The 14,001-nt window shown below is 68.6% G+C and carries 12 protein-coding genes and 1 pseudogene; 6 read left to right on the top strand and 7 right to left on the bottom strand.

What is annotated here, in order from left to right; genetic code table 11:
• Positions 1-7 precede the first annotated feature (7 nt).
• From ACAM49_RS06485 to ACAM49_RS06470, 4 genes and pseudogenes are all read right to left on the bottom strand, one after another.
• Positions 8-487, bottom strand: a complete 480-nt coding sequence (locus ACAM49_RS06485) for an N-acetyltransferase family protein (RefSeq protein ID WP_369634529.1) — start codon at positions 485-487, stop codon at positions 8-10.
• Entirely contained in the window at positions 484-1,098 is a 615-nt protein-coding gene (locus tag ACAM49_RS06480) for an acid phosphatase (RefSeq protein ID WP_369634528.1), read from the bottom strand. The genes ACAM49_RS06485 and ACAM49_RS06480 overlap by 4 nt, the downstream gene beginning before the upstream one ends.
• Before the next feature lie 22 nt (positions 1,099-1,120).
• On the bottom strand, positions 1,121-2,350 hold the full coding sequence (locus ACAM49_RS06475; protein WP_369634527.1) for a PQQ-binding-like beta-propeller repeat protein: 1,230 nt from the start codon (positions 2,348-2,350) through the stop codon (positions 1,121-1,123).
• Positions 2,351-3,424: 1,074 nt separating this feature from the next.
• A pseudogene (locus ACAM49_RS06470) lies at positions 3,425-4,837 on the bottom strand (DEAD/DEAH box helicase); the annotation flags it as partial.
• Positions 4,838-5,264: 427 nt separating this feature from the next.
• Here ACAM49_RS06470 and ACAM49_RS06465 point away from each other — a divergent pair.
• Positions 5,265-6,299, top strand: coding sequence for an alpha/beta fold hydrolase (locus tag ACAM49_RS06465; RefSeq protein WP_369634526.1), 1,035 nt, complete (start codon positions 5,265-5,267; stop codon positions 6,297-6,299).
• Positions 6,300-6,329: 30 nt separating this feature from the next.
• Here the strand turns inward: ACAM49_RS06465 and ACAM49_RS06460 are convergent, their stop codons facing one another.
• Positions 6,330-7,583: an SGNH/GDSL hydrolase family protein gene (locus ACAM49_RS06460; protein ID WP_369634525.1), complete on the bottom strand. Its 1,254-nt coding sequence runs from the start codon at positions 7,581-7,583 to the stop codon at positions 6,330-6,332.
• A gap of 164 nt (positions 7,584-7,747) precedes the next feature.
• Here ACAM49_RS06460 and ACAM49_RS06455 point away from each other — a divergent pair, with 164 nt between their 5' ends.
• Both ACAM49_RS06455 and ACAM49_RS06450 read left to right on the top strand, forming a co-directional pair.
• Complete coding sequence (locus ACAM49_RS06455; protein ID WP_040811833.1) at positions 7,748-8,428, top strand: ferritin-like fold-containing protein; 681 nt, start codon at positions 7,748-7,750, stop codon at positions 8,426-8,428.
• Positions 8,429-8,562: 134 nt separating this feature from the next.
• Positions 8,563-8,790, top strand: a complete 228-nt coding sequence (locus tag ACAM49_RS06450) for a DUF3107 domain-containing protein (RefSeq protein ID WP_040811831.1) — start codon at positions 8,563-8,565, stop codon at positions 8,788-8,790.
• Between the two features lie 97 nt (positions 8,791-8,887).
• On the opposite strand, the gene ACAM49_RS06445 is transcribed toward ACAM49_RS06450, so the two are convergent.
• Positions 8,888-9,547, bottom strand: a complete 660-nt coding sequence (locus ACAM49_RS06445; protein ID WP_326306650.1) for a TetR/AcrR family transcriptional regulator — start codon at positions 9,545-9,547, stop codon at positions 8,888-8,890.
• Positions 9,548-9,800: 253 nt separating this feature from the next.
• On the opposite strand from ACAM49_RS06445, the gene ACAM49_RS06440 reads away from it, so the two are divergent.
• Positions 9,801-10,946, top strand: a complete 1,146-nt coding sequence (locus ACAM49_RS06440; protein ID WP_369634524.1) for a DUF3152 domain-containing protein — start codon at positions 9,801-9,803, stop codon at positions 10,944-10,946.
• A 53-nt stretch (positions 10,947-10,999) separates the two neighbouring features.
• Here ACAM49_RS06440 and ACAM49_RS06435 read toward each other — a convergent pair whose 3' ends face one another.
• Positions 11,000-12,406 (bottom strand): DHA2 family efflux MFS transporter permease subunit, encoded by a 1,407-nt coding sequence (locus tag ACAM49_RS06435; RefSeq protein WP_369634523.1) that lies wholly within the window; start codon positions 12,404-12,406, stop codon positions 11,000-11,002.
• 103 nt (positions 12,407-12,509) lie between these two features.
• Here ACAM49_RS06435 and ACAM49_RS06430 point away from each other — a divergent pair, with 103 nt between their 5' ends.
• Positions 12,510-13,460, top strand: coding sequence for a sigma-70 family RNA polymerase sigma factor (locus ACAM49_RS06430; RefSeq protein WP_369634522.1), 951 nt, complete (start codon positions 12,510-12,512; stop codon positions 13,458-13,460).
• A 115-nt stretch (positions 13,461-13,575) separates the two neighbouring features.
• Positions 13,576-14,001 (top strand): ThiF family adenylyltransferase (locus tag ACAM49_RS06425; protein ID WP_369634521.1); only part of this gene is annotated, 426 nt, incomplete at its 3' end.

The raw sequence follows: 14,001 nt of genomic DNA, 5'->3' as shown, positions 1-14,001 counted from the left end.
GATCGGTTCAGTCGTCCGCGTGCGTCGCCAGCCGCTTGAGCGCGTCACCGGTCAGCCGGTAACCGGTCCACTCGTGCTGGTTCTCCGCCCCGATCGACTCGTAGAAGTCGATCGACGGGGTGTTCCACTTCAGCACCGACCATTCGAAGCGGGCGTAGCCCTGCTCCACGCACTCCCGCGCCAGCGCCGCGAGCAGGCTCTTGCCCAGGCCGGTGCCGCGGGCCTCCGGCTTGACGTAGAGGTCCTCCAGGAAGATCCCGTGCACGCCCTTCCAGGTGGAGAAGTTCAGGAACCAGATCGCGCAGCCGACGATGCCCCGATCGGTCTCGGCGACATGCGCGTACGCCGCCGCCTTCGGGCCGAACAGGGCTTGCTCCAGCTGTTCGGCGGTGAGCGTGCACTCCTCGCGCAGCTTCTCGTATTCGGCCAGGTCGTAGACCAGCTCCACGAGCGCCGGGATGTCGGCGGGGGTGGCGCGGCGGATCATTGTGCGGCTCCTTGCGGGTCGAGCGGCGCGACCAGGTTGTGCTTCAGCACGGTTCGCGCCTGGTGATCGTGTCCTAGGACGGTAACCGCGGCGGTGGACATGAAGAATCGGCGGCCCTCGGTGACGTCGAATTCGCACCAGCGGGCGATGAGCGCGCGGGAGAAGTGGCCGTGGCCGACCAGCACCACATCGCGGGTGGCGAGCTCGGGAATGGCGGTCGCCAGCACGTGGTCGGCGCGCTTGCGGACCTGGTCGGCGGTCTCGCCGCCGGGGGTCTCGCCGGTCCAGATGGTCCAGCCGGGGGACACTTTCTGGATCTCGGGTGTGGTCAGTCCCTCGTAGTCGCCGTAGTCCCATTCGACGAGGTCGTCGTCGATGACGGCCCCGTGCAGTCCGGCCAGTTCGGCGGTGTGTACCGCGCGCTGCCGGGGGCTGGTCAGCACCAGCGGGTTGCGCAAGTCCAAGTAGGACAGCAGTTTTCCGGCGGCGCGGGCCTGCGCCTCGCCGAGTTCGGTGAGCGGGCAGTCGGTGCGGCCGGTGTGGCGGCGCGCGGCCGACCATTCCGTCTCCCCGTGTCGCAGCAATACCAGCCGGAATTCGCCACCGCTCATGGCAACGATCATGCCGGACGGGTCAGGGCGTGGGTCCGCCGACGCCGTAGACCTGGCCGCCGCGGCGCTCCAGGAAGATATTGCCCGAGACCGCCAGCGAGATGGGCTCGTTGTGATAGTCGCTGCGCTGCAGCGGGATTCGGCTGGTCTGCGCGCCGGTATTGGGATCCAGCACGGCCAGGCCGTCGGCCACCGGGACCAGCAGCTGCCCGGCCATGAACGCGGGCGTGCCGAGCACGCGCTGGGTACCCCACAGCGGGTCGAGGGTGGTGGCGTTGAGGGCGATCAGGTTCTCGCCGGTGAAGACGAAGAACCCGGTGGACAGCCGGGCCACCATGGCGTCGTCGGCCAGCGGGGCCGAAAGCTGATGGGTGGCAAGCAGATTGCCGTTGACGTCGTAGATGGTCAGCACCGGCGGGGTGGTCTGGGTACCGGGCAGGTAGAGCGCGATCCGGCTGTCGGACACCGCTATCACGCGCGCGCCGTCCACCGCGCCGCCGGCCTCGTTGAGCACGTGCGAGCTGTACTCCTCGGGCACCGTGCCGTCCTTGGGCGCGGGATTGAGGACGGTCAGCCGGTCGGCGGAATCCTTGGGGCAGCGCTCCAGCACCGCCACCCGGCTGGGCGCGGAGGAGGCCGAGAGCAGGCGACAGTCGGTGCGCGGCTGGGTGTGCGGATTCACCGGGGCGTCGACGTAGCCGTATTCGAGGGTGCGGACCATGTCCGAGCGCCACATCTCCAAGCGGTTGTCGCCGAGGGCGAGCACATAGGTGCCGTCGGGCCAGAGGGTGATCTGCTTGTCCATGTAGCTGGACCGCGCCGCCACCCGGGAACCGTTCTGGGAGTTCAGCAATGTGGTCTCGCTGCAGCCGCGATCGTCGCGGTAGGTCGCGATGACGGTTCCGAACTGGACCTCCACCGAGCACAGCGGCAGATCCCGCCGATAGGACCACACCGCCGCACCGCTGCGCGGATCGCGACCGGTGACGGTGCCGCCGTCCGCGGTCACGGCCACCCCCGCCACCACGAGCGAGCGCATGGCCGCCGCATCCGGCTGCCGCCACAGTTCCTTGACCTGGGTGGGCACCGTGCCGCCGGTGGTGGGCGCGGGCAGATCGACGGTGGCGGTCTCCGCGTGGGTACCGCGCACACTGCTGGTCAGCACCACCACCAATGTCGCGATCGCCACCAGAGCGGCGATCGCGACAGCGGTGAGAATATCGGCGCGCGTCCGCCGCTCGGGTGCGAGCACGACAGCGAGAGTAGCCGATCCGTGCGGCTACGCCGAGGCGGCGACCGCGTCGTCGGCCACGATCACCGCGGCCTCGACCTTCTTGCGCCGCGTCCGCTTCACCGGCGCGGCGTCGGCCGCCTCGCCGGAACCGTTTGCGGCGGTGGCCTCCTCGGCCGCGGCGGCTTTACCGCCGACCGTGGCCTTGGTCGCCTTGCGGACGCGCTTCTTCGGAGCGGGCTCCGCATCGGCGGCGCCGTTCACGGCATCGGCGGCGTCGGTGGTGGCGACCGCCTTGCGAGTGCGCTTGCGGGCCGGGGCCTTCGGGGCCTCGGCGGCTTCCACAACCACTTCGGCGGCGCCGTCGGTCGCCTCGACCTTGCTCGCGGCCTTGGTGGCACGCTTGCGGGTCGTCTTCTTCGGAGCTTCCTCCGCGGCGACAGCCTCGGTACCGGCGGCCTCCTCGGTCGCCGCCTTGGCAGCGCGCTTGCGCGGGGCCTTCAGCACCGGCTCGGCCGAATCACCCTCGGCGGCAGCCGATTCCGCCGGGGCGGTTTCGGTGGCCGCGGCCTTGGCCTTGGTGGCCTTGCGGGTGCGCTTGCGCGGGGCTGCCTCGGCGGCCGCCGGAGCGGTCGCGTCCGCGGCGGCCTCGGCGGCGACCGGCTCGGCGGTGACCGCCTCGACCGGTGCGGCGGTGCTCGTCACGGGGGATTCACTGTGCGAGAACAGCTGACCCGGCGCGATGGTCTGCGGGGCCTGCACGGCCTCGGTGGCCTCTGTGGAACCGGTCGTCTCGGCGGAGCCACGGCCGCGGCGGTTGCGAGTGCGGTTGCGGCGCGAGCCGTTGCCGTTCTCCTGCGAGCCGTTGCCGTTCTCTGCCGCCGGGGATTCGTCGGAAACCGTTGCGGGCCCGTCGTTTTCGACCTCGGCCTCGGTGGTGTTGGCCGCGGCCTCCACCGGGGTGTTGCCGCCCTTGCCGCGGCGACGGCGGCGGCGACGGCGGCCGGACTTCTCCGGATCGCCGGTCGAATCGCCTTCGGTCGCAACGGTTTCGGTGACAGTGGTGGTCGAGGCGGCGGCCTCGCCCTCGACGGCCTGGCCACCGCGGGTGCGGCGGCGGTTGCGGCTGCGCGGGGCGCGGGCCTCGCGCTCGACGACGACGGCGTCCTCATCGCGCGCGGCCGGGCGCTTGCGGATGACGCCGGTGATGCCCTCGGGGATGCCGAGTTCCGCGTACAGGTGCGGGGAGCGCGAGTAGGTCTCCACCGGCTCCGGGATGCCGAGCTCGAGGGCCTTGTCGATCGATGCCCAGCGGTGCAGCTCGTCCCAGTCGACCAGGGTGACCGCGACGCCGGTCTTGCCCGCGCGGCCGGTGCGGCCGATGCGGTGCACGTAGGTCTTCTCGTCCTCCGGGCACTGGTAGTTGATGACGTGGGTGACGTCGTCGATATCGATGCCGCGGGCGGCCACGTCGGTGGCGACCAGCACGTCGATCTTGCCCTCGCGGAACTTCTTGAGCGCCTTCTCACGGGCGATCTGCCCGAGGTCGCCGTGCACCGCGCCGACCGCGAAGCCGCGCTCGGCCAGATCGTCGGCGACCTTCTGCGCGGTCCGCTTGGTGCGCGCGAAAATCATTGTGGCGCCACGGGATTCGGCCTGCAGGATGCGGGCCACCAGCTCGCTCTTGTCCAGCGCGTGCGCCCGGTAGATGAGCTGCTGGATCCGGTCGTGCACCGCGGACTCGTGATGCTCCTCGGCGCGAATGTGCGTCGGCCGGCTCAGGAAGGTGCGGGCCAGGGTGATGATCGGGCCCGGCATGGTGGCCGAGAACAGCATGGTCTGGCGCTGCTCGGGAACCATATTGAGGATGCGCTCGATATCGGGCAGGAAGCCCAGGTCGAGCATTTCGTCGGCCTCGTCGAGCACCAGCACCTGGACCTTGCCCAGGATCAGGTGGTTCTGCTGCGCCAGGTCCAGCAGGCGGCCGGGGGTGCCGACGACCACGTCGACGCCGGAGCGCAGCGCCGCGATCTGCGTGTCGTAGGGGCGGCCGCCGTAGATGGCGTGCACCCGGACCTTGGTGCCGGTCTCGTCCTTCAGGTACTTGCTGGCGTTCTCCAGGTCCGCGGTGACCTGCATGCACAGCTCGCGCGTCGGCACGATGATCAGCGCGCGCGGGGTGCCGTCGAGGGTCATGGTGCCGGAGTCGCCGGTGGCGATGCGGTGCAGCAGCGGCACACCGAAGCCGAAGGTCTTGCCCATACCGGTGCGGGCCTGGCCGATGAGGTCCTCACCGGCCAGCGCGAGCGGCAGGGTGAGTTCCTGAATGGCGAAAGTGCGTTCGATGCCGATCTCGGCGAGGGCCCGGACGATTTCCGGCCGTACGCCCAATTCGGCGAAAGAGGGAGCGAGGTGGGTGTCGTCGAGTTCTGCGGTCAGCAGTGTGTCGGCCACGCCGGGTTCCTGCTCTACGGTGATCTTGCTCAGGTTCTTGCCTTTCCTCGTTATCGCGTCTCGCGCGCACGAGGCGTGGGGCGGACCCGGACGGTCCGCGACGACCACTTGATCCGAGTTCTCGCCGCTGCTGGGATGCCTCTCCGGTGGATGGGCGTCGACCTGGCGCGGCGGTGCAGTGCTGCGGATCGGAGTGCGCGCACATTTTCCTGGACTACGGGCGTGAATTTCCGCCGTCCGCGGAGATTGTAGCGTGATACGGCCTTCGCCCTGATTTCCGGCACCGCTAATGTGCGGCGTTATTGCGCTGGTCGGCGCGCATATCGCCGGAAAAGGCGGGCTGATCCGGGGTTTCGCATTGCCGTTAATGATTGCGGCGCAGCATAATTCGTCCGGGGGCTGCCGTGTCGGCGATCTTGCGGACAGTTGAGTTGCTCACATGTGTGATACGCCGTGTACCACTATCTGCGAAGGTTGTGCCGTGAGCTTGGCAGACACCGTTTCCACCGCCGCCCAGAACCTGTGGGCGCTGACCTTCGGCGAGGGCATCGAGGCCCCCGAACCGACACCCTCGACGGTGTTGTCGGACGCGCCGCACCGCGAACTGCGCCGCTACGACGGCGCGGGCGACGACGATCCGGCCGTGCTGCTGGTGCCGCCGCTGGCCGCGCCCGCCTTCTGCTTCGATCTGCGCCCGGATCAGAGCCTGGCCCGCTTCCTGCTGGACTCCGGCCGCGCGCCCTACCTGGTCGACTACGGCGAGATCGGTTTCGAGGACCGCCGCATGGGCTTCGAGACCTGGATCGACGACATCCTGCCCGAGGCCATCCGCCAGGTGTCGGCCGATCGCGGCGGGCGCCCGGTCGATCTGGTGGGCTGGTCCATCGGCGGCGTCCTGGCCCTGCTCACGGCGGCGGCCGACCAGACGCTGCCCATCCGTTCCATCACGGCGGTCGGCGCACCCCTGAGCTACGACCACATGTTCGGCGCGCGCGAACTCCGCGCGCTGGCCCGGATCGACGGCGGCCGCACCACGACCGCGGCCATTCGCGCGATCGGCGGGGTCTCCTCGCGCGTGACCCGGATCGCCTACCGCGCCACCGCCTGGGATCGAGAACTCAAGCGCCCCTTCTTCATTGCCAGCAATCTCACCGATACCGCGACGCTGGCGCGGATGGAGACCATCGACCGGTTCCAGAACGCGCTGCCGGGCTATCCGGGGCGCTTCTACAACCAGCTGTGGGGCCGTTTCATTCTCGCCAACGACATCGGCAAAGGCGTTGTGCACCTTGGTGATCGGGCCATCGCCCTGGCCGACATCACCCAGCCGGTGCTGCTGGTCGGCGGCCCCAACGACGCCATCACCGCGGCCGCCGCGGTGAAGCACGGCCTCGAGACGCTGACGGGGTCGCAGGAGGTGCGGTACGAGACCGCACCCGGTTCTCACCTCGGCATTCTCATCGCCCGCGACACCACGTGGACGTACCTGGACAAGTTCCTGCGCGACCTCGCCTGACGGACGGCCCGCCCGAGGCGGGAATCCCGTTCAGAGTCCGGGAATCCCGCGGAAGGGCCGCTGGTCGGGCCAGGACTCGGTGGTGAGCCGTCCGATCCGGTAGCCCTTCGCCAGCGCGGTATCCACGATCTGCCGTCCGATGAGCTCGTAGACCGCCTCGGTCGGATGGGCCAGATCGCTGGTGGTCAGCGCGCGGCGCAGTTCCGGATCGGGCATCGGCTCCTGCGCGCCGAGGTACCTCACCGGGCCGTGGCGTTGCGGAAGCGGCTTCAGGCGGAAGACGTCCGGCTTCTCGCCGACCACCCGCATCCAGTCGGACATACGCACCAGGGTGATCTTGGCGGGATCGGCGCCGCCGATCGGGGTCACCTCGGCGGCGCCGAACGACGACTTCGGACCGTCGGGCACCCGGTGCCCCGCATTGGCCTTGGCGGCCTTCTTCTCGGCGCTGAACGACACTGCGGGAGTCTGGGATTCGGTGGCGGGCCAGTGCGCGGTCAGCAGGGCCAGCAACTCGTTGAATCGGGCCACCATGCGCACCTCCTTCGCGGCCACGCCCTCGCCCTTGTCCGCGATCCGCTCCTGGAATCGGACCGATACGCGGGGGTCGGGCAGGTCGATCAGGATGAAGTGCTCGTGCGCCGGGCCGAATTCGTCCGCGATCCGGTTCACCTCGGCATTGATCTCCGCGACGATCGGCGCGACGCCGGTTCCGGCGGTATTCACATCGGGCACCTTGGTCACGGGGTCGTGGGTCGTGGCGGCTTGCGCATCCAAATCCATGCCGTCCGGCCGCTTCGCGGTGACGATGTCGTTCAGGCCGATCCAGATGATGTGCAGGGTCTCGCCGGTGTAGGCCGCGCCCATCTCGCGGCGATGGCGAATATAACGATCGACCTGCTCTTTCAAGAATCCGAGCGCCCCTTCTTTGGGGCGTTTGGGCCAGTCCGAGGACGCGATCGCGCCGCCTTCGGCGAAATTGGCGTAGCGCACCGGGGGCAGATCGCCGAAATCGGTGCGCAGCACCAGCGAATCCTTGGACAGGCTGCGATGCGGCAGGGTCGCGTAGTCGGTCTGCTTCAGGTCGCCGCGGATCAGCGGTTCGCCGCCCATCCATTCGACGAGGAAGTCGGTCCAGTTCTTGCCGTCGCTGTAGCGGCCGGCCTCGTTGGTGCGCATCAATCCCGCCGCGCGGGCGAACATTCCCGCGGGGGTCTCGCGTTTGTTGCCGATGTCGGAGAGGCTGTCGCCGAGGACGATGAGGTTCTGGATTGCGGTGGGCATGGTGAACTCCGCGGTGTCGGATACCTGCCGGGAGCCCCGAGTCGACCGGTAGGTTTGTGAATAACTAAGTGGCACAAGGCCATTCGAACTTTTCGAGCGTACGCCCCATACGGTTGGTCCGATGGGTGAATGCCCGTCATTTTCTGCCGCTAGGGTGGGGTCTCATGGGAGCCCCTTTCGCAGCGTCCGCTGACGGTCGTATCTCCGCCGAACACCCCGGCGTCACCGATCTGTTCGCCGTTCTGGCCTACGGCGAAATCTCCGCCTTCTACCGGCTCGCCGAAGAGGCCAAGCTGTCGCCCACGCTGCGCGGCAAGGTGGCCGTCGCCAAGATGGCGGGCAACGAGTCCGAACACTTCAAGACCCTCGAACAGGCGCTCGCCGATCGCGGCGTGGACGTCTTCGACGCCATGGCCCCCTTCGTGCGCGCCCTGGACGCCTATCACGCCTCCACCGACCCCTCCACCTGGCTGGAGTCGATGGTGAAGTTCTACGTCGGCGACGGCATCGCAGCCGACTTCTACACCGAGATCGCCGGCGCCCTGGCTCCCGAGGTCGCCGACGTGGTGCGCGATGTGCTGGCCGAGACCAGCCACTCCGAGTTCGTCATCGAGGAGGTGCGGACCGCGGTCGCGCAGAACCGCTCCGAGCGCGACCGGCTCGCGCTGTGGGGCCGCCGCCTGCTGGGCGAGGCCATCACCCAGGCGCAGTACGTGATGGCGCAGCGCGACGAGCTCACCGAGCTGGTGCTCACCGCCACCGGCGACCTGAACGGGATCGCGACGCTGTTCGAGCACATGCAGAACAGCCACGCCGAGCGCATGCGGGTGCTCGGCCTGGGCTGAGATCGCCCCCGCCCGGGTGAGACCGGCGCTCCCGTACTTGTTCGCTGACAGCGCAGGCGGTGGCGGCCGGGCCTGGTTCCGGCTCCACTAACCTGATCAAAGACATCACAGGACTCTAGGTTCGGAGGTTGGCCGTGGAGGTCAAGATCGGCATTTCGGATAGCCCGCGTGAGCTCATCATCAACAGCTCGCAGACCCCGGCTGAGGTCGAGGCGCTCGTCACCGGCGCGCTGTCGGGCGAGGGCGGCGTCGTGGCGCTGACCGACGAGAAGGGACGCAAGTTCCTGATTCAGGCTTCCAAGGTCGCCTACGTCGAGATCGGCACCCCGTCCTCGGGTCGCGTCGGCTTCGCTGCCGTCTAATCTTTCGAACGAAAGAAATTGCCCCGCCGAGCAACTCGGCGGGGCAATTTCTATTTGATTGCGCGAGAGAGAATTTCTCTCAATCAATCGGGTGCTCTCAATCGATCGGATGCAGCGGCACGTGCTTGAGTCCACCCCAGCACAGCGCGACGGTGGTATCCACCGCGTCATCCTTCGGAATCGGACGATCCGCCTCGAGCCAGTAGCGCGCGCTCAGCTGGCTCGCGCCCACCAGGCCGACGGCCAAAACGCGGGCGCGGTAGGGATCCAGCCCCGAATCGTGGGCGACCAGGTCGAAGACCGCGTCCACGCACGCCTCGGTGGCCTGCTCGACCCGGCGCTGGACCTGCGGCTCATTGGTCAGATCGGATTCGAAAACCAGTCGGAAGCCCTGGGTTTCGTGATCGACGAAATCGAAGTAGGCCTGCACGGCGGCGCGCACGCGCTGCTTGTTGTCGGTGGTGGAGCGCAGCGCCTGGCGCACGCTGGACACCAGCGCGTCGACATAGTTCTGCAGCACCGCCAGGTACAGCTCGAGCTTGCTCGAGAAGTGCTGGTAGAGCACTGGTTTGCTCACACCGGCGCACTGCGAGATCTCGTCCATGCCCGCGGCGTGATAGCCGCGTTGGACGAACACCTCGCTGGCTGCGGCGAGTAGCTGCGCCCGGCGTGCCTCGCGAGGCAGGCGGGTGCCGCGCTTGCTCGTCGCCTCGGATGACATGCGGTGCGAAGTCATCCGGTCCACGAGGTCAGTCATTCCGATCTCCCAGTTGATTCCCGGCGGGAAGGATGTCACCGGGCGGTATCCACCGAACGATACTCGCTCGGGGGGCCGGTGCCGATCCAGGTTCCGAATATTGTGGCGTCGATTATGCGAGGCCGATCACAACTGTGTAGCACATGTTCCGATTTGTGAGATCTGCCGCATTACCGTGAGATATCTCGCAGCAATACGAGCGGCCCCGATGGCGCCCGCGTGCTCGAGCCCGCGCTGTGAGAGTCTGTCAGACGTGACCGACCATGGGGGCAGCAATTCCAGCGGGCGGGATACACGCCGTCCCGTGGCTGCCGGTGCGCCGCGGGCCGCCGGTTCCAAGCGACGGGGAAGACCCACCGGGCCGATCTACGATCCGCTCGGTTTGTATTCCGACAGCGGCACACCGCAGACCGGCCCGTCGGTATCGCCGACTTCGCAAGGACCCGACTCGCATCAACCCCTGCGGGCGCGCTGGGATCCCACCGCCCCGCCCGCCGACGGCCCGAACCGGCAGCGTCCCGACCGCGAGACCAAGAAGCAGAGCCCGATCGGGCGTTTCGTGAACACCTACGGCTGGCGCGCCTACGCGCTGCCGGTGCTGCTGGTGATCACTATCGTGGTGGCCGTGGACGCCCTGCGCCACACCGGCGACAGCGATACCGGCCTCCCCGGCTTCGGACATTTCAGCGAGCACACCGACAAGCCCAGCGGCATCATCGGCGGCGCGCCGCGCGGCGACGGGAAGTACGCCGCGGACCTGCCCTCCGGCGCGGTGCCCGCGGGCGGCGCGTACACCGACACCGGCAAGGACACCTGGCATGTGGTGCCGGGGACGACCGGGCAGGTGGGCACCGGCTCCGAGCACGTCTTCAACTACACCGTCGAGGTGGAGGACGGCGTGGACACCGCGAGTCTGGGCGGCGATGACGCCATCGGCAAGATGATCGACGCGACGCTGGCCAATCCCAAGTCCTGGACCCATGATCCGCGCTTCGCCTTCCGCCGCATCGATACCGGCAATCCGGACTTCCGCATCTCGCTCACCTCGCGTGACACCACCCGCAAGGCCTGCGGATTCGAGATCCCGGTCGACTCCTCCTGCTACAACGCCGATCTCGGCCGCGTGCTGCTCTCGCAGGTGCGCTGGGTGCGCGGCGCGCTGTCGGACGAGGGCGACGTCGGCTCCTACCGGCAGTATCAGATCAACCACGAGGTCGGCCACGCCATCGGCTACCACGAGCACCAGCCCTGCGAGATCGACGGCGGCCTGGCCCCGGTCATGATGCAGCAGACCTTCGGCATCAAGAACAACGACATCGCGAAGCTGGATCCGGAGGGCGTCGTCCCCATGGACGGCAAAACCTGCCGCTTCAACCCCTGGCCCTACCCGCGCGGCTGAATCGCCGAGATTCCGGCGCGCCGGGGTGGCGCGCCGGAATCGTGGGGGAGGGGTCACGCCGTCGCGACGGTCACCGGTTCCGCGGCGGGTTCGATGGAAACCCGCTGCCGCGCAAGCACACCCAGTCCCGTGAGCGCGCCGAGGCCCGCGCAGGCCGCCGCGGCGAGGATCGCGGCGCGGAAGCCGTGCTGGACGGCCGCGGTCGAGGTGTAGCCGCCCGCGACGGTGAAAACCGCCGAGGTGACCGCGATTCCGAGGCTGCCGCCGAGCTGGCGGGTGGCGTTGTAGATGCCCGAGGCGGTGCCGATGGATTCGGGGCCGACCGAGCTGATGGCCGAGTTCTGCACGGCGGGCATGGCGGCCGAGATGCCGACTCCGGCCAGCAGCATGGGCGCGATCAGCGCGGGATATCCGGCCCCGGTGCCCGCCGCCACCGCGATCCACGCGAATCCGGCCGCCGAGAGCGCGAGCCCGCCCACGACCAGACGTCGCTCCCCGATCCGGCTCATGTACGTGCCGGAGATCGGCGCGACCACGAAAAGCGTTGCCGTCCAGGGCAGCAGCCGCAGCCCGGACCCGAGCGGACTGTTGTGCAGTCCGGCCTGCAGATACTGGGCGAAGAAGAACGCCGTGCCGAACAGCGCCGCGGTCATGAGCAGTCCGGCCAGATTGGCGGCGCTGAACGCGCGATGCGTGAACAGCCCCATGGGAATCATCGGCGCGCGGGCCCGCAACTCCCACCCGACGAAGACCGCCAGTAGCACCGCCCCGCCGATCAACCCGCCCAGCACCTCGGCACTGGTCCAGCCGCTGGTGTTGCCGCGCACCAGCCCGATCACCAGTCCCAGCACACCGAGCCCCGACAGCACCACGCCGAGCACGTCGACCGGCCGTGCGGGCCCGGTGCTTTCGGCCACGAACCGCCGCACCAGCGGAATCAGCGCCACGCCGATCGGCACGTTCAACCAGAAGATCCACTCCCAGGTCAGCCCCTGCACGACCGCCCCGCCGACCACCGGCCCGCCGAGAATGGCCAGCCCGATGATCCCCGCGAAAATGCCCATGGCCCTGCCCCTTTGCTCAGGCGGGAAGGCCACGCCCACCAGTGCGAACGACGCGGGCATGATCATCGCCGCCCCCACGCCCTGCACCCCTCGTGCCGCGATCAGCCACCCGATATCGGTGCACAGCGCACATGCCGCCGACGCCGCCGTGAACAACGCCAGCCCCGCCACGAGCAGATTCCTCCGCCCGAACCGATCGCCCAGCACCGCCGCCGTCAACAGCAGCACGGCCAGTGCGAGCGTGTATGAGTTGAGCGTCCACCCCAGCGCCTCCAACGAGGCCCCGAGCTTGACGCGAATCGTATTGAGCGCGGTGGTCACGACAAGCGCGTCGAGCCCCACCATCAAGGACGCCATCGAAGCGAGCGCCAGCGTCCACCGTTGATGCGTGGTCATGAAATCGACCTTTCGAGTGATTCCGGGTGTCGCAGATACGTACTCACCGCCCCGCCAAAACTCATCGCTCGACGGTGGGGTGGGGGCGTGCTAGCAAGGTGGGATGACCGCTGTTGTCGACGACGTGGTCGCCGTCGCTGAATCGCATCGTTCGGAATTGCTGGCTTACTGCTATCGGATGACCGGGTCGCTGCATGATGCGGAGGATCTGGTGCAGGAGATTCAGGTTCGGGCTTGGAAGGCGGCGGGATCGTATGACCCGCAACGGGCTTCGATTCGGACGTGGCTGTATCGGATCGCCACGAATGTGTGTCTGACGGCGTTGAAGACGGCGGAGCGGCGGGCGTTGCCGGTGGATCTGGCGGAGCCGAATCCGGTGCTGGGGCCGGGGCGGTTCGAGAAGTCGCCCGAATTGCCTTGGCTGGAGCCGTTTCCCGACGCGTTGCTGGGTGATGGCGATCCGGCCGCGGTGGTGGCGGCCCGGGAGAGCGTGCGGCTGGCGTTCGTGGCGGCGCTGCAACACCTGCCGCCGCTGCAGCGAGCGGTGCTGATCCTGCGCGATGTGCTGGCCTTGCGGGCGAACGAGGTGGCCGGGCTGCTCGAGACCAGCACCGCGGCCGTCAACAGCGCGCTGCAGCGGGCGCACGCGCAGCTGTCGGAGATACCCGCGGCTCCCGCCGAACTCGGCGACGAGGAGCAGCGCGAACTGCTACAGCGCTACGTCGAAGCATTCGAGACGATGGACATCGACGCCCTCAAGCGCATCCTGCGCGACGACGCCATGCTCCAGATGCCGCCGTTCCTGGCCTGGTTCGACGGCCGCCAGGCGATCACCGCCTTCCTGTCCCGGATCTTCGACCGCGACGAGGGCTTCCGCCTGCTCCCCACCCGCGCCAACGACCGCCCGGCCCTGGCCGCCTACGCCCGCCGCGACGGCGTCTTCGTCGCCGCCAACCTGCACATCCTCACCTTCGACACCGACGGCATCGCCCGCATGGACCTCTTCCACGACCCCGACCTGTTCCGCTTCTTCAACCTCCCGGCCTGGCTGTAACCCAGGTCGGTCCGGGTCGCGATCGGGAATTAGGCTGGGGGAAGAACGCCGCCTGGCCCGGTGTTGCAGAAGTGGCCGCGAGTATCCGGCGAATTCGATTGAGGAGTCCGAAGACGTGTCATCGCATCCCTCCCTGCCGCCCCTGGTGGAGCCGGCGGCGGAGCTGACCCGCGACGAGGTCGCCCGCTACAGCCGCCACCTGATCATCCCTGACCTGGGCACGGTCGGGCAGAAACGTTTGAAGAACGCGCGCGTGCTGGTCATCGGCGCGGGCGGCCTCGGTTCCCCGGCGCTGCTGTACCTGGCCGCCGCGGGCGTGGGCACCCTGGGCATCGTCGAGTTCGACGAGGTCGACGCCTCGAACCTGCAGCGCCAGATCATCCACGGCGAATCCGATATCGGCCGTTCCAAGGCGGACAGCGCCCGCGATTCGATCCTGGAGATCAACTCCGGAATCACCGTGGAGCTGCACAAGATTCGCCTCGAGCCCGACAACGCGATCGAGCTGTTCCGCCAGTACGACCTGATCGTCGACGGCACC

It is taken from the genome of Nocardia sp. JMUB6875 (assembly GCF_041154655.1).
In the GTDB taxonomy this organism is placed as follows: domain Bacteria; phylum Actinomycetota; class Actinomycetes; order Mycobacteriales; family Mycobacteriaceae; genus Nocardia.
The sequence above is the reverse complement of the archived record's forward strand: the minus strand, read 5'-3'. Positions and strand labels throughout refer to the sequence as shown.

What these genes read in the sequence shown, in the direction of transcription:
- ACAM49_RS06485 (WP_369634529.1), bottom strand. Translation starts at nt 487, where the DNA reads ATGATCCGCCGCGCCACCCCCGCCGACATCCCGGCGCTCGTGGAGCTG.
- ACAM49_RS06455 (WP_040811833.1), top strand. Translation starts at nt 7,748, where the DNA reads ATGGGAGCCCCTTTCGCAGCGTCCGCTGACGGTCGTATCTCCGCCGAA.
- ACAM49_RS06430 (WP_369634522.1), top strand. Translation starts at nt 12,510, where the DNA reads ATGACCGCTGTTGTCGACGACGTGGTCGCCGTCGCTGAATCGCATCGT.
- ACAM49_RS06460 (WP_369634525.1), bottom strand. Translation starts at nt 7,583, where the DNA reads ATGCCCACCGCAATCCAGAACCTCATCGTCCTCGGCGACAGCCTCTCC.
- ACAM49_RS06445 (WP_326306650.1), bottom strand. Translation starts at nt 9,547, where the DNA reads ATGACTGACCTCGTGGACCGGATGACTTCGCACCGCATGTCATCCGAG.
- ACAM49_RS06480 (WP_369634528.1), bottom strand. Translation starts at nt 1,098, where the DNA reads ATGAGCGGTGGCGAATTCCGGCTGGTATTGCTGCGACACGGGGAGACG.
- ACAM49_RS06435 (WP_369634523.1), bottom strand. Translation starts at nt 12,406, where the DNA reads ATGACCACGCATCAACGGTGGACGCTGGCGCTCGCTTCGATGGCGTCC.